Origin of the sequence: Sphaerisporangium sp. NPDC049002 (assembly GCF_040649355.1) — a bacterium.
Taxonomy (GTDB): Bacteria; Actinomycetota; Actinomycetes; order Streptosporangiales; family Streptosporangiaceae; genus Sphaerisporangium.
Window position 1 is genome coordinate 1 of record NZ_JBEZFH010000164.1, and the last position, 17,706, is coordinate 17,706.

21 protein-coding genes, 2 tRNA genes and 2 pseudogenes are annotated in these 17,706 nt (G+C 70.7%); 8 read left to right on the forward strand and 17 right to left on the reverse strand.

From position 1 onward, the window contains the following. Positions 1-385 (forward strand): annotated as a pseudogene (locus AB0B89_RS26595) (hypothetical protein); the annotation flags it as partial. A 22-nt stretch (positions 386-407) separates the two neighbouring features. Here the strand turns inward: AB0B89_RS26595 and AB0B89_RS26600 are convergent. From AB0B89_RS26600 to AB0B89_RS26610, 3 genes are all read right to left on the reverse strand, one after another. Next, positions 408-1,199, reverse strand: coding sequence for an SDR family NAD(P)-dependent oxidoreductase (locus AB0B89_RS26600; protein ID WP_358558269.1), 792 nt, complete (start codon positions 1,197-1,199; stop codon positions 408-410). Between the two features lie 143 nt (positions 1,200-1,342). Beyond that, positions 1,343-1,996 carry a methyltransferase domain-containing protein gene (locus AB0B89_RS26605; RefSeq protein WP_358558272.1) on the reverse strand — a complete coding sequence of 218 codons (654 nt, stop codon included), beginning with the start codon at positions 1,994-1,996 and terminating at the stop codon, positions 1,343-1,345. Between the two features lie 193 nt (positions 1,997-2,189). After that, the gene (locus AB0B89_RS26610) at positions 2,190-2,675 is read right to left on the reverse strand and encodes a GNAT family N-acetyltransferase (RefSeq protein WP_358558275.1); all 486 of its coding nucleotides are present in this window, start codon (positions 2,673-2,675) and stop codon (positions 2,190-2,192) included. Positions 2,676-2,948: 273 nt separating this feature from the next. Here AB0B89_RS26610 and AB0B89_RS26615 point away from each other — a divergent pair, with 273 nt between their 5' ends. After that, complete coding sequence (locus AB0B89_RS26615) at positions 2,949-4,328, forward strand: cellulose binding domain-containing protein (protein WP_358558278.1); 1,380 nt, start codon at positions 2,949-2,951, stop codon at positions 4,326-4,328. A 69-nt stretch (positions 4,329-4,397) separates the two neighbouring features. On the opposite strand, the gene AB0B89_RS26620 is transcribed toward AB0B89_RS26615, so the two are convergent. From AB0B89_RS26620 to AB0B89_RS26630, 3 genes are all read right to left on the reverse strand, one after another. Beyond that, positions 4,398-4,958: a UTRA domain-containing protein gene (locus AB0B89_RS26620; RefSeq protein ID WP_358558281.1), complete on the reverse strand. Its 561-nt coding sequence runs from the start codon at positions 4,956-4,958 to the stop codon at positions 4,398-4,400. A 92-nt stretch (positions 4,959-5,050) separates the two neighbouring features. Next, a tRNA-Ala gene (locus tag AB0B89_RS26625) sits at positions 5,051-5,123 on the reverse strand. A 172-nt stretch (positions 5,124-5,295) separates the two neighbouring features. Further along, the gene (locus AB0B89_RS26630) at positions 5,296-6,531 is read right to left on the reverse strand and encodes an MFS transporter (RefSeq protein ID WP_358558284.1); all 1,236 of its coding nucleotides are present in this window, start codon (positions 6,529-6,531) and stop codon (positions 5,296-5,298) included. Positions 6,532-6,731: 200 nt separating this feature from the next. Between AB0B89_RS26630 and AB0B89_RS26635 the strand changes: the two genes are divergently transcribed. The 3 genes from AB0B89_RS26635 to AB0B89_RS26645 all read left to right on the forward strand — a co-directional run bounded on the left by AB0B89_RS26635 (position 6,732) and on the right by AB0B89_RS26645 (position 7,672). Beyond that, positions 6,732-6,911 carry a DUF3073 family protein gene (locus AB0B89_RS26635; RefSeq protein WP_358558287.1) on the forward strand — a complete coding sequence of 60 codons (180 nt, stop codon included), beginning with the start codon at positions 6,732-6,734 and terminating at the stop codon, positions 6,909-6,911. Between the two features lie 43 nt (positions 6,912-6,954). After that, positions 6,955-7,284, forward strand: a complete 330-nt coding sequence (locus AB0B89_RS26640) for a metalloregulator ArsR/SmtB family transcription factor (RefSeq protein WP_358558290.1) — start codon at positions 6,955-6,957, stop codon at positions 7,282-7,284. A 127-nt stretch (positions 7,285-7,411) separates the two neighbouring features. Next, a complete protein-coding gene (locus tag AB0B89_RS26645) occupies positions 7,412-7,672 on the forward strand; it encodes a hypothetical protein (protein WP_358558293.1) in 261 nt (86 codons plus the stop codon). 77 nt (positions 7,673-7,749) lie between these two features. On the opposite strand, the gene AB0B89_RS26650 is transcribed toward AB0B89_RS26645, so the two are convergent. From AB0B89_RS26650 to AB0B89_RS26665, 4 genes are all read right to left on the reverse strand, one after another. Continuing rightward, positions 7,750-8,526 (reverse strand): SRPBCC family protein, encoded by a 777-nt coding sequence (locus tag AB0B89_RS26650; RefSeq protein WP_358558296.1) that lies wholly within the window; start codon positions 8,524-8,526, stop codon positions 7,750-7,752. A 56-nt stretch (positions 8,527-8,582) separates the two neighbouring features. Then, positions 8,583-8,966, reverse strand: coding sequence for a hypothetical protein (locus tag AB0B89_RS26655; RefSeq protein WP_358558299.1), 384 nt, complete (start codon positions 8,964-8,966; stop codon positions 8,583-8,585). Continuing rightward, positions 8,963-9,325 (reverse strand): hypothetical protein, encoded by a 363-nt coding sequence (locus AB0B89_RS26660; protein WP_358558302.1) that lies wholly within the window; start codon positions 9,323-9,325, stop codon positions 8,963-8,965. Before AB0B89_RS26660 ends, AB0B89_RS26655 begins: the two co-directional genes overlap by 4 nt. A gap of 125 nt (positions 9,326-9,450) precedes the next feature. Continuing rightward, entirely contained in the window at positions 9,451-10,317 is an 867-nt protein-coding gene (locus AB0B89_RS26665; RefSeq protein WP_358558305.1) for a hypothetical protein, read from the reverse strand. 102 nt (positions 10,318-10,419) lie between these two features. Here AB0B89_RS26665 and AB0B89_RS26670 point away from each other — a divergent pair, with 102 nt between their 5' ends. Continuing rightward, entirely contained in the window at positions 10,420-10,554 is a 135-nt protein-coding gene (locus AB0B89_RS26670) for a hypothetical protein (RefSeq protein WP_358558308.1), read from the forward strand. A 181-nt stretch (positions 10,555-10,735) separates the two neighbouring features. On the opposite strand, the gene AB0B89_RS26675 is transcribed toward AB0B89_RS26670, so the two are convergent. Further along, positions 10,736-12,007 (reverse strand): FAD-binding protein, encoded by a 1,272-nt coding sequence (locus AB0B89_RS26675; RefSeq protein WP_358558311.1) that lies wholly within the window; start codon positions 12,005-12,007, stop codon positions 10,736-10,738. Positions 12,008-12,194: 187 nt separating this feature from the next. Here AB0B89_RS26675 and AB0B89_RS26680 point away from each other — a divergent pair, with 187 nt between their 5' ends. Next, entirely contained in the window at positions 12,195-12,815 is a 621-nt protein-coding gene (locus AB0B89_RS26680; protein WP_358558314.1) for a DUF1877 family protein, read from the forward strand. A 347-nt stretch (positions 12,816-13,162) separates the two neighbouring features. Here the strand turns inward: AB0B89_RS26680 and AB0B89_RS26685 are convergent. The 4 genes from AB0B89_RS26685 to nadD form a co-directional block, all read right to left on the reverse strand. Continuing rightward, positions 13,163-13,235: transfer RNA gene (locus tag AB0B89_RS26685), tRNA-Ala, on the reverse strand. A 192-nt stretch (positions 13,236-13,427) separates the two neighbouring features. Beyond that, positions 13,428-14,084 carry a histidine phosphatase family protein gene (locus tag AB0B89_RS26690; protein ID WP_358558317.1) on the reverse strand — a complete coding sequence of 219 codons (657 nt, stop codon included), beginning with the start codon at positions 14,082-14,084 and terminating at the stop codon, positions 13,428-13,430. Further along, positions 14,077-14,484: a ribosome silencing factor gene (rsfS, locus tag AB0B89_RS26695; protein WP_358558320.1), complete on the reverse strand. Its 408-nt coding sequence runs from the start codon at positions 14,482-14,484 to the stop codon at positions 14,077-14,079. Before rsfS ends, AB0B89_RS26690 begins: the two co-directional genes overlap by 8 nt. A gap of 231 nt (positions 14,485-14,715) precedes the next feature. Then, complete coding sequence (gene nadD / locus AB0B89_RS26700; RefSeq protein WP_358558323.1) at positions 14,716-15,321, reverse strand: nicotinate-nucleotide adenylyltransferase; 606 nt, start codon at positions 15,319-15,321, stop codon at positions 14,716-14,718. A gap of 172 nt (positions 15,322-15,493) precedes the next feature. Between nadD and AB0B89_RS26705 the strand changes: the two genes are divergently transcribed. Further along, on the forward strand, positions 15,494-16,507 hold the full coding sequence (locus tag AB0B89_RS26705; RefSeq protein WP_358558326.1) for a M48 family metallopeptidase: 1,014 nt from the start codon (positions 15,494-15,496) through the stop codon (positions 16,505-16,507). Between the two features lie 261 nt (positions 16,508-16,768). On the opposite strand, the gene AB0B89_RS26710 is transcribed toward AB0B89_RS26705, so the two are convergent. Both AB0B89_RS26710 and AB0B89_RS26715 read right to left on the reverse strand, forming a co-directional pair. After that, complete coding sequence (locus AB0B89_RS26710) at positions 16,769-17,344, reverse strand: hypothetical protein (RefSeq protein ID WP_358558329.1); 576 nt, start codon at positions 17,342-17,344, stop codon at positions 16,769-16,771. Positions 17,345-17,613: 269 nt separating this feature from the next. Continuing rightward, positions 17,614-17,706, reverse strand: a pseudogene (locus AB0B89_RS26715) (aminotransferase class I and II); the annotation flags it as partial.

Here is a 17,706-nt window from a genome sequence, read left to right on the forward strand (position 1 = left end):
CGTCTCGTACGGCGTGGCGGCGCTGGTCTGCGGCTTCGGCCTGTGGAAGCTCCTGCGGCGGCGCCACCCCCGGTGGGTCGGCATGCGCGTCACCGGGTGGCAGCTCGCCGGCTGGTCGTTCCTGATGGCCACCGCCCACGGCGCGGGGCTGATGCTGCTCCCGATCACTCTGTCGGGCCACCGGCACGCCGCGCTCGCGCTGACCGAGCAGGCACTGCTGTTCACGGCCGTCCACACCCTGGCCATGCTCACGGTCACGGCCACTCTCGCGGTGGTCGTGTACGAACGGCTCGGCGTCTCGGTGCTGCGCCGGGCCTGGTTCAACCTGGACCTCGCCTGGGCGATCGCCCTGATCGGCGCCGGAGCCTTCGCCGTCCTGACCTGACCCCTTGTGCCGACCACGCGGGTCACTCTTCCAGCGAGTCGACGAACCTGGCCATGCCGGAGAGCCAGCGGTCGGGGTCGTCGTACTTGCGCCGGACGAACTCGGCCACCTCGGGGTGGGGAAGGATGTGGAACCGCTCGGCGTCGAGGCCCTCGATCACCGTCTGCGCCACCGCCTCGGGTTCGAGGAGCGCGCCGGACGCCAGGACCGCGCGGGCCGTGAGGTGGTGCTCGTCCATGCCCTGGCCGAGCAGCGCCGTGCGCACGCCCTGCGGGCACAGCACGCTCACCCCGAGGCCCTTGGTCCGGTAGTGGATCGAGAGCCACTCGGCGTAGGCGATCGCGGCCGACTTGGTCACCGCGTAGGGAGCGTCCCCCGGGCAACTGATCATGCCCGCGGCCGAGCAGGTGTTGAGCAGATAGCCGCCGCCCCGCTCGACCATCCTCGGGACCATCGCGCCGGCGGCGTACACGTGGGCGAGCACGTTCACCGAGATGGTCCTGGTCCAGTCGAGGTCGCCGGCGTCCAGCCCGTGGCCGGTGATGACGCCGGCGTTGGAGCAGAACAGCCCGACGGGCCCGAAGGCCTCCTCCGCCGCGTCGGCCAGGGCGGTGACCTCCTCCCGCACGGACACGTCGGTCCGTACGGCCATCGCCCGCTCGCCGATGTCCTTGGCGACCCGGGCTGCGCCCGCCTCGTCCAGGTCGGCGACGACCACGCCCGCCGCGCCCTCCGCCGCGAACCGAAGGGCCATCGCCCGCCCGATCCCGCTAGCCGCCCCGGTCACGACGACGACTTTGTCTCGCACCCGCATACGCGCTCTCCGTTCAGACCGACCAGTCGGTATCCGGAACTTAAGCGCCCGCGGTCGCGCCCGTCAAACACCTGCCCGCCCGCCGTCGCCATCGTGCGGCACGGCCGGTACGGGTCGTACGCGACACGGAGTGAGGACGTCTGTCAGAAGGTGTTCCTCCGGCAGTTGAGGAAGAGCTGCATTTCGAGCGGCTCGTCCTCGGTCGCGGGAACGTAGGCCAGGTCCATCTGCTCGCGCACGCTGAACCCCGCCTCCTGGACGACCGCCCGCAGCGCGTACCTGGCGTATCCGGTCATCCGCACGGGCGTGCCGAGGACGCGGATCGGCGCGTCGTCCACGTCGATCTCGACCATGCCGAGGGCCAGCCAGCCGCCGGGGACGAGCAGCTCGTGGAGCGTGAGCAGCGTCATCATGATCTCGTCGCGGCGGAGCATCGACAGGGAGAAGTAGGCCACGACCGCGTCGAACCGCCCGAGGCTGCCGTCCAGCTCGACGACGTCGAGTCGGCGCAGGTCGGCCTCGGGGACGTGCTTCTCGGCCAGGGCGAGCATGACGGGCGAGATGTCGATGCCCGTCACTTCGCATCCGGCGTCCACGAACTGGCGGGCCGTCGGCAGGCCCGTACCACAGCCGACGTCGAGCACCCGCGCGCCCGGGCGCAGTTTGCGCAGGACCCACTCGGCCGACGCGATCTGCCCGCCCTTGTAGGGGAAGGCCTCGTCATATCGCTCACCGATCCGGTCGAACGCGCCGGCCTGCGCGGCCCGGTGCGCCGGGCGCGAGCCTCTCGCTGTCATTCCGTCCACCCAACACTGAGCCGATTCCTGACTCTCCTTAAATAGAGGGATATCACACGCCAAGTCAAGTCCAGTCAGGAGCGGAGTTGACGAAAATAGGGGGATAACCACGGATCTTGCTGTGTATAACGCAATTGCAGATCGCGGCTCGCGGACGACCGTGCAATTGCCGAACTCCGGCGATCCGGTGTGATCAGGCGTCCGGCAGGGCGTCCCACTCCTTCCAGGAGAGGTCCCTGCCGGGCCAGCGCACGGACTCGTACGGCCACGCTTCGGCGATCCACCTCCGCACGACGCGCTCGACCTCTTCCTCCAGCCCCGGCTCCTCCTGGTCGGCCCTGACCCAGAACGACACGTCGGCGTCCGCTCCGAGCTTCTCGGGCGGATCGACGTAGACGCAGCCGAGCAGGCGCGACTCGTCGGGCGTCATGATCGCGTAGTTGAACGAGTTTCGCAGCAGCGCCTCCTTCTGGTGCCAGGCGAGGTCGATGAGGTCCTCCTCAAGCGTCAGCCCGTCCTTCGGCCAGCCCCACAGCGGGAAACGCCCGCGCAGCAGGCCGACGTTGGCCATCACGGCTTCGTAGTCCTTGACGACGTCGTGCACGGTGATGGGCCTGATCCGGAACGACACGTGGTCGACCCCCTGCGGGATCTCGTGCGTGCGGGGCAAGAACGGCATCGGCGTACCTCCATAGCGGGGACCGCGGAGTGCGGCCCCGCGACCAGGCTCGCGTGCCCGGCTTGCTCACCGCTGAGTCCCCGCTTGCCCGGCCTCCATCACCGATCCCCGGTGGAAGTTTCAGACTCGATCTTCACCGACGCCCCGGCGACCTGCGGCGCCGCCCACGGGAGAACGCGGGCGTTGTCCGCCGATTCCGCGCCGACTTAGGGTGACCCCGCCCTGCGAGGGACCCGCGTTCGGTCCCGGGCCACGACGTGGACGGAGACGGCGATGACAGACCTGTACCGCGCTCGACCGACGGGCCCCGCGCCCCGCGACCGCAGGCGCGGAGCGGCCCTGCTCGCCGCCTTCCTCCTGTGCGCTTTGGTCGTGTTCCAACTGTCCGCGAAGGCCATGGCGCTGGCGGACCCTCCCGCGCCGGTGACGGGCAACGCGACCTACTTCGACGCGCTCGGCGCCCCGTACGGGGGATGCGGCCTGCCGCAGTCCGTGCTCGAAAGTCAGGACTTCGTCGCGCTCAACGTGTTCAACACGCCTGGCGACTACGGGAACTACACCCGGCCGCTGCCTCCGTCGATGGCCGCCAAGATCGGCATGTGGAACAACGGGCTCAACTGCGGGCGATGGGTGCGGGTCTCGGTGGCCGACTACTGCACCGGCGTCAACGACGGCGCGCCCGGCCAGGCGTTCTGCCGCAACGGCTCGTGGACGGCCGACGCCTACAACGGGGCCACGCTGAACATGCTGGTCGCGGACAGCTGCGGCGACGCCAACGCCTGGTGCCGCGACGACCCGTACCACCTGGACCTCGCCAAGGGCTCGCTCAACAGGTTCGCCAAGAACGGCGTCCCCGTCGGCGACATGTACCCGAACCACTGGAACAACCGCCACGTCACCTGGTCGTTCGTCTCGGCGCCCGGGTACACCGGCGACATCCAGATCGGCTTCATGCAGGGCGCCCAGCAGTACTGGCCGGCCATCGCCGTGTCACACCTGCGCGACGGCATCCACGGTGTGGAGTACTACGCCGGAGGCGCCTGGCAGAAGGCCCAGATGAACAGTGACATGGGCCAGTCGTACATCATCGCGCCCACCGAGACGGCCGGGACGCGCTACCAGATCCGGGTGCGCGACGCCTCCGACGCGCTCGTCAACAACGGCCGCGTCTACAGCTTCGCCCTCCCTGCCGGATGCTCTCCGTGCGGCGCCGCGTACACCAAGGCGACCTACACCACCGACGGCCCGTCCCCGACCCCCACCCCCACCCCGACGGTCACCCCCACGGTCTCGCCCACCCCCACGCCGACCCCGACCGTCACCCCGACGCCCACGCCCACCGCGGGCGCCTGCTCGGCGTCGTACGCGAAGCAGAGCGAGTGGCCGGGCGGGTTCACCGGCCAGCTCAACGTGACCAACAGGGGCGCGGCGCTGACGAGCTGGACGGTCACCTTCACCCTCCCGGCCGGCATGAGCGTCCAGGGCTGGAACGGCACCTGGACCCAGTCGGGCACCGCGGTGACGGTGAAGAACGCCTCGTGGAACGGAAGCGTCGCCGCCGGAGGCGTGATCAACCTCGCCTTCAACGCGTCGTTCACGGGCACCGCGGGCGCCCTGTCGGGCTTCGCGCTGAACGGCGCCGCCTGCGCGTAGGAGGGGCGCGGTCAGCTCCGCCCGGCCAGGGAGACGGACGCGTAGTCGGCCATCGGGCGGTTCCGATCCCTAGAACTCGTCGGCGCCGGTGACCTGGGTGATGGGGAAGACGTGGCGCGAGGCGGCGCAGATGGTCTCAAGGACGTGGATCGGGGTGCCGTCGGTCGCGTAGGCCGCGCGGACGATCTCGACGATCCACTCGCCCGGGTCGAGCCGCAGCGTCTCGGCCTCGAACGCGGCCGGGCGGCGCGCGACCAGTCGCTCCTCGGCGTGGCCGAAGCGGTGGCCGAGGGCCTCGATGCCGGCCTGGAGGCTCGGACGCACGAAGCCGGGGTCGCAGATCGGGGTGCCGCCGAAGACGTCGAGGCGGAAATAGCTGGTGGCGACGCGCACGGGGACCTCGTCGGCCAGCAGCAGCTTGCGCCGCGCCAGCACGGACGCCCCCGGCTCGACACGCAGCGCCGCGGCGACGTGCTCACCGGCGGGCTCGGGACCGACGTGGAGCATCCGCCGGCCCGCGCGGATGCCCTGGCGCTCGGCCTCGGCCACGAACAGCGACGCCGAACCCCGGACGGCGGGCTCGGTCGGCAGGCTCCGCCGCACCACCACCGGCGGCGTCGATCGTTCCACTGCTACCCGGCCTCCCCGCCCATCGGACCGCGCTCGGGCCCCGAAACAGCGATACCGCCCTGGTGGGGGCGGTATCGGGTCGAACGCGAGGGTGGAGCTATGGGGATTCGAACCCCAGACCTCCTCCATGCCATGGAGGCGCGCTACCAGCTGCGCCATAGCCCCTTGCGATGCGCGGACAGTCTATAGGAATCCGGCCACCACGCGGAAACCGAATCCGGCAGCAGATCAAGGAAGCGGTCCCGGAACGGGCAGCGCATGTCGCGCCGGAGGTGGTGCGGGTGACCAGCGGGCCGGCGGGCAAGGTCGCCCGCTTCCTCCCGGCTGAACCTGCTCGCTAGGCGAGCTCGTCCTCCAGGTAGCGGTCGCCGGCCGCGTACCAGCCGGTGGCGACCTGGGCCGCCACCACCGCGAACAGGAGCGCGAACGGCAGCGTCCAGCCTCCGGTGGAGGAGTAGAGCACGCCCACCACGATCGGGCCGGCCCCGGCGATGAGGTACCCGGCGCTCTGCCCGAAGGCCGACAGGGCCGCGGTGACCTCCGGCGTGCGGGTGCGGAGCGCGAGCAGCGTGAGCGCCAGCGGGAACGAGCCCATGCCCACGCCGACCACCAGGACCCAGATCCACAGCGTCGACGCCGGGCCGGCCAGCATGCCGGTGAAGCCCACGACGTAAAGGGCGGCGAAGCCGACGATCATGGGGCGCTGGCTGCGGACGCGGGCCGCGATGGCGGGCACGGCCAGCGCCACGGGGATGCCCAGCGCCGAGAACACCGCCAGGCTGACCCCGGCCTGGCCGGTGGTGTACCCCCTGTCCTGGAGCAACTGCGGCAGCCAGCCGAACATCACGTAGGCCACGAGCGACTGGGTGCCGAAGTACCCGGCGATCGCCCAGGCCAGCCGGGTGCGCACCAATGCACGGGGCCCGGCGGCGTCCCGCCCGCTGAACCGCTCCGGCTCACTGCGCAGGAGCGCAAGCCACGGAATGGCGGCCACAGCGGCGAGTGCCGCCCACACACCGAGGGCGACGTGCCAGTTGCCGTCGGCGGCCCGCTGGATCGGGACCGTCGCGGCCGCGGCGAGCATGGTGCCGACGGCCAGGGCCGTCGCGTACAGGGTCGTCATGGGCCCGGTACGACGAGGGAAGTGGCGCTTGATCAGGGTCGGGATCAGCACGTTGCCGATCGCGCCCCCGGAGAGCGCCACCACGCTCGCCGCCAGGAAGACGAACGTGGAGTCGATCATGACCCGCGCGAGCAGGCCCACCCCGAGCAGCACGAGCGCGCCGAGAAGCAGGCGATGCTCGCCGACGCGCCGGGCGAGTGAGGGGGTGACCGCGCCGAACACCGCGAAGGACAGCACCGGCAGGGTCGTCAGCAGCCCCGTGGCCACCGCCGACATGCCGAGCGCCTGGCTGACCTGGTCGAGCAGGGGGCCGACGCTGGTCACGGCGGTGCGCAGGTTGAGCGCCGCCAGCACGATGCCGAGCACGACCAGCCATGCGAGCGAGCGCGTCCGGCCCGCCCCCCGTTCGGGTGCGGTCGTCACGAGCCGATCCGGGGCGAGCACACTCATTCGGGGGTCGTTCCTTCATCTGTCGAGCGGGTAATCGAATCATGGGATGATTGGACGACCTCAAGAGTAACAGACATTCGGAGTGGTCATCCGAGCCCCCGGCCCCACCGGGTCAGCGCTCGGGGCGTTACGGACTTGCAGAGATTGTCAATTCGCTAGGATCGCAACGAACTGGTTCGTGTCGGCGAGGAGGGGTGTCGGTGGGACGCGGTCGGGCCAAGGCCAAGCAGGTGAAGGTCGCTCGTGCTCTGAAGTACAGCGGTGGCGGTGATCTGGATTCGCTGCGACGTGAGCTGGGTGTCGACCCGGCGCCCCCCGCGGGCGCCGAGCCCGACGAGACCGGCTCCGACCCCGATCGGGGAGGGAAGCCGGGCGAATGAGGGCGTTCGCCATCGGCGGCGGACCGGCGGGCGGGACCGAGTGATGCCGGTCCCGCTCTACCAGGCCAAGGCCGAGCTGTTCAAGACGCTCGGCCACCCGCTGCGCATCCGGGTGCTGGAGTTGTTGTGCGAGGGGCCGAAGCAAGTCCGCGAGCTGCTGGCCTCGATCGAGGTGGAGGCGCCCAACTTGTCGCAGCAGCTCGCGGTGCTGCGCCGCGCGGGGCTGGTGACCGCCCGGCGCGACGGGTCGACGGTGGTGTACGAGCTGGCCGGGGCCGATGTGCCCGAGATGATGCGGTCGGCCCGCAGGATCCTGACCGACCTGCTGGCCGACCGGCGCGAGCTGCTCGCCGAGCTTGAGTCGACCGTGTGAACGTCCGCGAAGCGCTTCGCCGGCTGTCCGGCCTGCTGCCCGGACGTTCCGATTGGACGGCCGCCCGCCGCTCGCCGGGCCGCGACCTTGTGGCCGGGCTGATCGTCGCCGTGGTCGCGTTGCCGCTGTGCTCGCCGCCGGCACCCTGGTCGGCCGGATCCCGCTCGCCGCGCTCGCCGGGGTGCTGCTGGCCACCACCGTCCGCATGGTCGAGGTCGGCTCCCTGCGCGCCCTGGCCCGCGCGACCCGTGGCGACGCCATCGTGCTCGTCCTGACCTTCACCGTCACCGTCGTGTTCGACCTCATCACCGCCGTGGCCGTCGGTCTCGGCCTGGCCGTGGTGCTCGCGCTGCGCGCCGTCGCTGCTCCCCACCGGCTGACCGGCTGAGCTCCGGGAACGCCGGAGGGGACGGGGTCCGTGACCCTGTCCCCTCGCCGTCTCCTCCCGCCGTCCTGGCGGCCTCGTCAGGCGAGGCGCTCCGGGGTCAGCGGCGGCTCGTCGTCCCAGCGCGGGGTGCCCTTCGGGGAGACCGGGCCGCTGCCCGGCGCCGGGAGCGGGGTCTCCGGCGGGTACTCCCGCCGCACCGGCTGCGGAGGCATCGGGTCACCGGCCGCGTAGGCGGGCCCGGAGCCGCTCCTCGGGTCCGGCACTGTGCCGGTCGGGGTGCCGGCCGGAGTGCCGGCCGGGGTGGTGCCGACGGGGACGCCGGGGCCCGAGGTGGTGCCCGGTCCCATCAGCACGTCGCCGTCCGGAGCCGTACGGGCGGCGGCTCCGTGGTCGCTGTCGAGAGGCGTCGGCACCTCGCCGCGCCAGCCGCCGGTCTCGAATCCCTTGGACTCGATGAACTCCTTGAACCGCTCCAGGTCGCCGTGGACCCGCATGCGGACCAGTTGCAGCATGTCTCCGACGGTCTCGACGACCCCCTCGGGGTCGAACTCCATCTGGAGCATGACGCGCGTGGTGTCGTCGGTGAGGCGGTGGAACGTCACCACGCCGGCCTGGCGCGGCTCCTCCAGAGAGCGCCACGCGACGCGCTCGTCCGGTCTCTGCTCGGTGATCTCCGCCTCGAACTCACGGTGTACGCCGGCGACCTGGACGCTCCACGCGAGGCGGGTGTCGTCGAGCTGCTTGACCGACTCCACGCCTTCCATGAACTCAGGGAAGCTCTCGAACTGGGTCCACTGGTTGTAGGCCGTCCGCACGGGCACGGCCACGTCGACCGAGTGCTCGATGGTGCTCATCAGGCTTCCTCCCTCTTTGTGGGTACGGAAACCAGCCCTGCCCCCAAGAGCGTGGCCTATTCGGACTTTCGCGTGCGGAAAATCCAGTAGAGGCCGATCACCGGCAGCACCAGCGGGACGAAGCCGTAACCGCTTCCGTACCCGGACCAGACGGTGGCGTGCGGGAACGCGGCCGGGTCGAACACGCTCAGCGTGCCCACGATCAGCACCCCCGCCAGCTCGATCGCGCACGCCGCGAAGGCCAGGCGGCGGGCGCCGCGCGCGAGCGCCACCGTGAGCACGATGTAGACCGCCGCCGCGAACGCGGACAGCACGTAGGCGAGCGGCGCCTCGTGGTACTTGGTGGCGATCTGCACGCCCGCCCGTGCTCCGGCCGCCAGCGCGAAGATGCCGTACACGGCGACGAGAAGCCGGCCCGGCCCGGTGTTCACCGCGGTCACGGGGTTCCCTGCCAGAGCTGCAGCAGCCGGCCCACCATGACGGGGATGGCGAAGCAGCCGACGGCCGCGACCGCGGGCCCCCACCGGGTGCGCTCGCCGAGCGCCCAGAAGGCCGCGACCGGCGGGATCAGGATGGTGCCCGCGAGGTAGCCGATGAACGTCGCGGTCTCGTGGGGGTGCTCGCCACCGATCACCTTGGCGACGCCGATGCCCGCCTGTGCCAGCAGCGCGAGCTCCAGCAGCCCCAGCCCGACGAGCAGCACCATGCCCATCGGCCTGTTCCTGATGGCCACGATCACGCACAGCGCCGCCAGCAGCAGCGCGCCGACGATCAGACAGGTGGCCAGGGCGCCGATCATCGCACGGCACGGAGACTCGGGAACATGGGAGGTAGATTATCGGGCCCCCACCTCGGCCTTCCTCGCGAGGAGCCCCTCCCCGGCGCGTGACCGGGGAGAGGGCCCCGCGAGCGGGTTTCGCGGGATCAGTGGCAGTTGACCAGGACGACGGACACGACGGTGCACTGCACCGATTCCACGTCGTTCGAGCTTACGGGGTCCACGGGGTCGGAGGCCGTGCGCGTGGCCGTGAAGGTGTACGGCACGCCGATGCTCAGCAGCCCGATCGGGACGGTGAACTTCTTCGTCACCGACGCCCCGAGCGCGACCGGCCCTGTCGTGCAGGTGACGGCGCCCGAGCCGGTCGCGCAGTCGCCCGAGACCCCCGAGAGCCCGCCGGGAAGCGGGGTCCTGACGGTCGCGGAGCGCAGCACGCCCGGCCCGTTGTCGGTGACCCGCACCGTGAACTCGATCTTCGGGACGAGCAGGGCCAGCTTGGGCGAGGCGGTGAGGCGTACGGCCGCGTCGGCCTGGCTGATGATGGTCAGCGCGGGCCCGGTGACGATCTCCGAGGCGTAGTTCGAGCCGCGCAGCTCACCCTGGAAGGTCTGCTCCCCCGGCTGGGCGTTCTGCGCGATCGCCAGAGTGAGGACGACGGTGGCCGAGGCGCCGCCCGACAGGGCTCCGACGGGCGCCTCGAAGCCGATGGGCCCGCTCCCGTCCGAGACGGTGGTACACGGGCCGCTCGCCCCGGTGCATCCGGTCAGCGTGGCGTACGACGGGAGCGCGGCGGGGGTGGTGAACACGCGCGCGGCGGCGTTGAGCACCGTGAAGCCGTGGATGTTGGTGACCTGCACGGTGACCGTCACCGAGTCACCGGTGTTGACCTGGGAGGACGAGAGCGAAAGCGCGACCTCGGGCGGGTCGGCGGACGCGGGGGTGGCAAGGAGCGGGGACATGACCATCGCGACGGCCATGGCCACCAGGGCGAGGGGGTGCCGGAGGGATCTCATCGCAGCCTTTCGAGCTCGAAGACCTGAACCCTCCGACTATGGCGTCTGATATCCACATCAGCATCTAATTGCGGTTATTTAGTCACGATAAGTAGTGACCAATTGTGGACACCGGGGTCCCGCCCGCCGCCCCTGCTCGCCGCCGCGCTGTTCGTAGTGGGGCTCGGGCACGGCCTGGTCATCCCGTCGATGTCGGCCGCGATCTACCGCGTCCTGAGGGCCTCCCTTGGCAATTGATCTGAATGTCATCCACGGCTCGCTCCGGCGAAACATCGAGAGAGGAGATTCGCGTCGGAAGGCACTTCACACAGACATCGGGGAGACGTGTGGCGACGCGCCGGCCGCTGAGGGCAGGGGACGGCCCTTTTGAGGCGTGACGCGTCGCCGTACGTCTGAGCCCGTCTGGCCCAGAGATCGCTCAGGAGTCGTCGAGCACGTATGTGGCGACGAACTCGTTGGCGAACTTGGCCGACGGGTCGTACCGCCGCGCCAGACGGCGGAAGTCCGGCAGCCGCTCGTACCGGGAGCGCAGGGTCCCGGGCGGCATGGTGAACAGCTTGCCCCAGTGGGGCCTCGGCTCGAAGGGCGCGAGCCGCTCCTCGATCAGGCCGAGGACGGGAAGCACCGCCGGGTAGTCCTTGATCCAGGTGAAGTGGAAGGCCACGGTCTCCCGGCCGTAGGCGGGGCTCAGCCACTGCTCGTCCGAGGCGATCGTCCGGATCTCGGAGATCTGCAGGACCGGGGCGATGCGATCGCGCAGGCCCTCCAGCGCGTGCAGGGCCTCGACGGCGTGCCGCCTCGGCACCATGTACTCCGACTGCAACTCCTCGCCGCTGCTCGGCGTGAAGTCGGCCCGGAAGTGCGGCAGGCGCTCGAACCAGGGGCCCGGGACGCCCATCTGCTCCGTGCAGTGGACGGCGGACACCCCGGGGACGGGATGCCGGGGGGCCTCCGCCGGCGTGGCCCCGAACAGATCGGGCGCGACCGGGGAGCCGCCCGCCTCGTCGAGGCGCTGCTTCACCCAGACCTGGTTGATCCGCGAGGTCCGCCAGTCGGTGAACAGGCTCACGCTGTACGCGCTGGAGACGACGTCCCCGAAGTGGTCGTCCAGGACCTCGACCGGGAGCCCCTCAAAGACGTACTGCCGCACGTCGAACGCCGGCACGATGTCCAGCGTCAGGCTCACGACCGCGCCGAGGGCTCCGAGCGCCACGACGGCGCCGTCGAAGCGGTCACCGTCTCCCGCGCGGCTGAGGACCACCACGTCGCCGTCGGCGGTGACCATCTCGACGGCGGACACGGACGTCGCGAGGTTGCCGTTGCCCTCACCCGAGCCGTGGGTCGCCGTGGCGCAGGAACCGGCGACCGAGATGTGCGGCAGGGACGCCAGGTTGGGCACCGCGTACCCCTTGGCGTGCAGCCGCCGGCCCAGCTCGGCGTACCGCACACTCCCGGCGACCTTGACCGTGGCGGAGCCGGTGTCGATGTCCACGCCCTGCGGCAGGCCGTCGAGCGAGACCAGGGTGCCGGGCGAGTCGGCGATGTCGTTGAACGAATGCCCGCTGCCGAGGACGCGCACCCTGGCGCTCCGCGAGATCAGGCTCCGCAACTGCTGAAGGGAGGAGGGCCGGTCGACACGCTCCGCGCGGAAGACGAGGTTCCCCGCCCAGTTCTTCGGCCTCTGGGTCAACTTTGAATCCCCTGATTCGGCATGAAGCAGCCGGTTCCGGCCACTGGTTGCACCCTACGGGCACGCCTACGTCCTCGACGATTCCCTACGCGGCCGCCCGGCACGTCCGCGAACCTAGCTTCGGGATACCGGGGCCGCGTGGCCTCGCCCTACACTCGGGCAGGTCTACCGACACACGTCGCAGCACATGCCCGATCACGCGGTACTGGCGGAGGAAGTCCCTGTGGGATTAGATTTGTTCACCTCGGCGGTTCGGCTGAACGCACCCTCGACGCGTCTCATCCAAGTTGATCCTAAGGCGCGGGAACTCGCCTCACTCTGGCTTTTCAGTCCCCCTGAGGACAAGCCGTTGTCCAACCTCGATCGCAGACTGCTGGCCATGCTTCCCGAAGGGTTCCGTACCACCGACCCATTCCCGGACCGCTCCTACAACCAGGCCGAATATCTCCTCGACCCGGCGGCCTATAGAAAGCTGAGCGACTGGCCCAAGCGGGAATTGTCACTGCCATACCGGATCATCCAAGGGGACCGGCGCTTCGCCGACCGTGGAAATCTGGGCGTTCCCTGGCGGTGCTCCACGACGTCCTTCCTCGCTGAAGCCGCCGCCACGATTGACGCGCTCGATGTAGCGGCTGCCCGTCAGGAATTCTCCGTCGTCGAAATGAGCACTCTTGGCGTCTACAAGGTGCACGAGACCGAACCTGATGACGAGGCGTTCAATCGGGTGCTGGGCAGGCTGCGGCAGCTTGCCCACTACTACCACCAGCTCGTTGCGCTCGACTTGGACCTCATCATCGCAGTTGAGTGAGCTGGAAAGGGTAGCGGCAAGCCAGGACAAATCTGCGGGGCGTGTTGGAAGGTGTGGCCCAAGCCGGGGCGGCCGCACGGCAGCAGGCGGACGAACTGCGCCAGTGGCGCCACCCCAGCCCCCCGACGAGCCCGACACAGCCGGCGTCGCTATGCCCAACGACGCGAACTCCCTCATCAACCAGCACCCTGACACCACCCCGGGCCTTCCCGGACACCCGCTCTGAGTTCCCAAACCAGGACGAACCCGATTCGGAAACTCCCTGAAACGACAAGATCCCGCCTGATCTCGATGATCAGACGGGATCCCGCCAACTTCAGTCCGGCCGTTTCGAGAACGACCCTGCGTGGAGCTATGGGGATTCGAACCCCAGACCTCCTCCATGCCATGGAGGCGCGCTACCAGCTGCGCCATAGCCCCTGGTCACCGCTCCGGGTGTTCCCGTCACGGCGCTCGGAGAGCATATAGCGACACCCTGCCGTTGACCTAATCGACACCTGCGCGACGCCACGGAGACCCCGGACGAGGCCCGATCGGAACGGCTCGGCACCGGGCCGGCCGAGGTACGGCTTGCGCCCCGCGCGCCCGGCGCAAGCCGTACGAAAGGCCCCTCTAGCTCGCCGCGGAGGCGGATTCGGGCCTGTCGTCGCTGTTCACGGGCTCCGGAAGCGTGCCCGCGTTGTGTTCGAGGAGGCGCCAGCCCTTGCGGCCCTCCTGGATGACCGACCACGAGCAGTTGCCGAGGCCGCCGAGGGCCGGCCACAGGTCCTCGGGAAGGCCGAGCAGGCGTGCCACGCCCAGCCGGATCGCCGCGCCGTGGGAGGCGATCACGAGCAGCCCGCGGTCCTCCACCCGGGCGACCCACCGGCGGGTGGCGGCGGCGACGCGGTCGGCGACGTCGGTCACCGTCTCGCCGCCGGGGGCCTCCCACTCGGCGTACTGAACCGGCCAGCCGGCCGCGATCTCGGCGCGGGTCAGGCCCTCCCACTCACCTCCCCCGCGCTCGCGCAGGTCCTTGTCGACCATGACGTCGAGCCCCGCGAAGCCCCCGAGCGCGGCGGCCGTTTCCTGGGCACGCCGGAGGTGGGAGGAGACGATCAGCGAGGGCCTCAGGGACGCGAGCAGCGAGGCCGCCCGGCCGGCCTGGGCGATGCCCGTCTCGTCGAGCGGGATGTCGGTATGGCCCTGGAACCGCTGCTCGACGTTCCACAGCGTCTGGCCGTGGCGCCAGAACACGACGCGACGGCCACCGGGCTTCCCCTCACTCACCTGCCGTCCCGTTGCCCCGCTGGGCCCGGACCTGCGTGACGCTGTCGGGGAGCGAGATGGCGGGGCAGTCCTTCCACAGGCGCTCCAGGGCGTAGAAGGTGCGGTCCTCCTCGTGCTGGACGTGGACCACGATGTCCAGGAAGTCGAGCAGCACCCAGCGCCCCTCGCGCTCCCCCTCGCGGCGGACCGGCTTGGCATGGGCGTCGATGCGCAGACGCTCCTCGATCTCGTCGACGATGGAGCGGACCTGGCGGTCGTTGGAGGCGGAGCAGAGCAGGAAGGCGTCGGTGATGACGAGCTGCTCGCTCACGTCATAGGCGATGATGTCATCCGCCAGCTTCTCGGCCGCGGCCTCGGCGGCGAGCCGGACGAGCTGAAGTGATCTTTCCGATGCGGTCACGATGTGGGTTGTTCCTCCTGTGCGGCGAAGACTTGGCGTACCCATCAAATCTAGCGATTGTCCTGCCAGGTTCGCCCGGGGGGCAAATATGATTTCTCCGTTCGAACGGTCAGGGCTTGGCCCTCGCCCCGCTCCGCCACCTTCGGCCTGGTCGCGTCCACCGGCTGACCAGGCGGTGACGCGCCCGTCCCGCGCCCGTCGTCGCCCGTGAAGCCCCGCGCGGGGCCGTCATCAGGATGCCTGGTACAGGCCCCGCTTGTTGATGTACTGAACGATCCCGTCGGGTACGAGGTACCAGATCGGCTCTCCGGCGGCCACCCGCTGGCGGCACTCCGACGACGAGATCGCGAGCGCCGGGATCTCGATGAGGCTGACCTTCCCCTTCGGCAGCCCCGGATCCTGCAGCACATGGCCCGGACGGGTACAGCCCACGAAATGCGCCATGGTGAAAAGCTCGTCGGCGTCACGCCAGCTGAGGATCTGCGACAGGGCGTCGGCTCCGGTGATGAAGTACAGCTCCACGTCCGGCTCGTACAGCGCGGCGATCTCACGCAGCGTGTCGATCGTGAACGTCGGTCCCGGGCGGTCGACGTCGACCCGGCTCACCGAGAACCGCGGATTGGACGCGGTGGCGATGACCGTCATCAGGTAACGATCTTCCACGGCCGAGACGGCCTTGTCCGCCTTCTGCCACGGCTGTCCCGTCGGGACGAACACCACCTCGTCCAGGTCGAAGTGGTGGGCGACCTCGCTGGCCGCGACGAGGTGGCCGTGGTGGATCGGGTCGAAGGTCCCGCCCATGATGCCAAGCCGCCTGGTGGGGGCCCCATTCCTCATGCGAGGGACCCTAACGTGCGCCTCCGTGGAGCCACGGAACCGCCCCCCGCCGAAGCCGCGGCCCGGGAAGACGCCCCCGGCAGGCCCTCCTCCCCCCTGGGAGAGCTTCGACCCCACGAAACCGGGCCCTTGTGCCGCGCGCGGGCATCCGCCCCGACGTAGCATGCCGACCATGACCACCACCACCCCGGATCGCAACCGTGTACAGCTGCCCGGCATCAGCTCCCGGGCCTACGAGCATCCAGCTGACCGGTCGGCCCTGGTCGCGATGCGCTCCCTGTCGGGATTCGACTCGGTGCTCAAGCGCACGTCAGGCCTGTTCAGCGAGCGCCGCCTGCGGCTGATGTTCCTCGCCTCCTCCGTGCGCGCGAGCGAGACCCAGTTCCGAGCCCTGTACGACATGGGCCGCGACAGCGCGTACCTCCTCGATCTCCACCGCATCCCGGAGATCTACGTCCAGCAGGATCCCCAGCCGAACGCGATGGCCATCGGCTTCGACGACCCGTTCATCGTGATCAACACCGGCCTGCTCGACCTGATGGACGAGGAGGAACTCCGCTTCGTCGTCGGGCACGAGACCTCCCACATCCTGTCCGGGCACGCCGTCTACGGCACGATGCTCGCGATCCTGACGCGGCTCGCCACCCGCGTGGCGTGGATCCCGCTCGGATACATCGGGCTGCGCGTCATCGTCACGGCGCTGGAGGAGTGGCACCGCAAGGCCGAGCTCTCCTCCGACCGTGGCGGCCTGCTCTGCGGCCAGGACCCCGAGGCCGCCATGCGGGCCCTGATGAAGCTGGCCGGGGGCTCCCGGCTCCACGAGATGAACATCGAGGCGTTCCTCGACCAGGCCCGCGAGTACGACACCGCCGGTGACGTGCGCGACGGCCTGCTCAAGGTCCTCAACCTGCTCGGCACCACCCACCCCTTCGCGGTGATGCGGGTGGCCGAGCTCGACCGGTGGCGGCGCGAGGGCGAGTACGAGTCCATCCTCGCCGGCGACTACCCCCGCCGCGAGGACGACGCCGACGCCAAGCTCTCCGAGGAGGTCAAGGCCGCCGCGCGTTCCTACCGCGAGTCGTGGGCGCAGTCCCAGGACCCGTTCATCGGCGTGCTGCGCGACGTCGCCGAGGGCGCCGTCAACGCAGGCGAGCGCATTTTCAACCGGTTCGCCCGCAGGGACTGAGCACCGAATCCGTGGTCCACGGCCCAGGAGCCCTGGACCGCGACCGGACCGCCACCTCACCGATCCGCTCGTCACGACGCCGCCCCGCACGCGGCTCGTGGGGCGAGCGCGAAAGGCGGTCCTCCCCATACGATGCGCTGCCCTCACCAGGGCGGACCGTGGGTTCACCGGTACGCGACCAGGGGCACGGCCGTTCACCCCCAGGCCCTCGCGCGCCTGGGGGGACTGCCTACATGCCGCCGGAGGACCGCCAGAGGGCCCTCAGAGCGCGTGCGGAAGCACCCACGCCAGGACGCGCACCGCCGCCGCGCACAGCGCGACGAAGCCGCCCAGCACCGAAAGGGCCCGCAGCCCCTCCCTCCGGAGGTCGGGCACGTGGACGCCGATGCGCTCGACCTCACGGCCGACGATCCCGCCGCACACGACCCCGAAGACCACCCCGGCCACCGTCATGGGCCCGGGCTGGCTCCACCACATGTCGCCCATGTCGCCCCCGGCGGCCACCCAGAACGCCGAGGCGGCGACGGCCGAGGCGGGCACCCCTGGCCACACGGCCGCGCTGAGCGCCGACCCGGCCAGCGCGATCGGGAACGACACCACCCGCAGCGTCCCGCGCACCCGCGTGGACCTGCGGTTCCTGACCAGCCAGTGCCCGCTCCACCACGCGCGGGCCAGCACGCAGAAGGTCGCCGTGATCGCGAAGGTCGCGAGCGGCCAGATGACCGACGCCACGACGCAGGGCACCGCGACCATGGCCAGCATGATCAGCACGGCGCTCCCCGGCGGCGAGGACGCGCCGCCCTGCGCCGCCTGGGCGCCGAGAAGCGACTCCTTCACATCCGTCGCCGTACGCCGCGCCCTGCCCGCGCCGCCCGTACGGCGCTCCGTGCCCTCCGCCTTGGAACGGCGCTCCACCGCTTCCGCGCCCGTACGACGCTCCGCACCCTCGGCCTTGGAACGGCGCTCCAGGCTCTCCGCGCCGGCACGGCGGTCCGTTCCCTCGGGTTTGGAACGGCGGACGCGTACGCGCTCCTCTGGGCCCGTCGCGGGCCGCAGAGGACGGCCCGCGGGCGCCGCCTTCTTCCGGGGCGCGGGCGTGGACTCGGCGGCGCCAGCACGTGATCGCGGGCGTCGAAGGGGCGCTGCGGGTCGGCCGTGCGCCAGTTGTGGTGGAACCACAGGGCGGCGCCGTGGTCGAT

Excerpts from the sequence above, each read along its gene's own strand:
- AB0B89_RS26705 (WP_358558326.1), top strand. The coding sequence starts at position 15,494 with ATGACCACCACCACCCCGGATCGCAACCGTGTACAGCTGCCCGGCATC.
- nadD (WP_358558323.1), bottom strand. The coding sequence starts at position 15,321 with ATGAGGAATGGGGCCCCCACCAGGCGGCTTGGCATCATGGGCGGGACC.
- AB0B89_RS26680 (WP_358558314.1), top strand. The coding sequence starts at position 12,195 with ATGCCCGATCACGCGGTACTGGCGGAGGAAGTCCCTGTGGGATTAGAT.
- AB0B89_RS26600 (WP_358558269.1), bottom strand. The coding sequence starts at position 1,199 with ATGCGGGTGCGAGACAAAGTCGTCGTCGTGACCGGGGCGGCTAGCGGG.
- AB0B89_RS26640 (WP_358558290.1), top strand. The coding sequence starts at position 6,955 with ATGCCGGTCCCGCTCTACCAGGCCAAGGCCGAGCTGTTCAAGACGCTC.
- AB0B89_RS26650 (WP_358558296.1), bottom strand. The coding sequence starts at position 8,526 with ATGAGCACCATCGAGCACTCGGTCGACGTGGCCGTGCCCGTGCGGACG.
- AB0B89_RS26605 (WP_358558272.1), bottom strand. The coding sequence starts at position 1,996 with ATGACAGCGAGAGGCTCGCGCCCGGCGCACCGGGCCGCGCAGGCCGGC.
- AB0B89_RS26665 (WP_358558305.1), bottom strand. The coding sequence starts at position 10,317 with ATGAGATCCCTCCGGCACCCCCTCGCCCTGGTGGCCATGGCCGTCGCG.
- AB0B89_RS26610 (WP_358558275.1), bottom strand. The coding sequence starts at position 2,675 with ATGCCGTTCTTGCCCCGCACGCACGAGATCCCGCAGGGGGTCGACCAC.
- AB0B89_RS26615 (WP_358558278.1), top strand. The coding sequence starts at position 2,949 with ATGACAGACCTGTACCGCGCTCGACCGACGGGCCCCGCGCCCCGCGAC.
- AB0B89_RS26630 (WP_358558284.1), bottom strand. The coding sequence starts at position 6,531 with ATGAGTGTGCTCGCCCCGGATCGGCTCGTGACGACCGCACCCGAACGG.
- AB0B89_RS26660 (WP_358558302.1), bottom strand. The coding sequence starts at position 9,325 with ATGATCGGCGCCCTGGCCACCTGTCTGATCGTCGGCGCGCTGCTGCTG.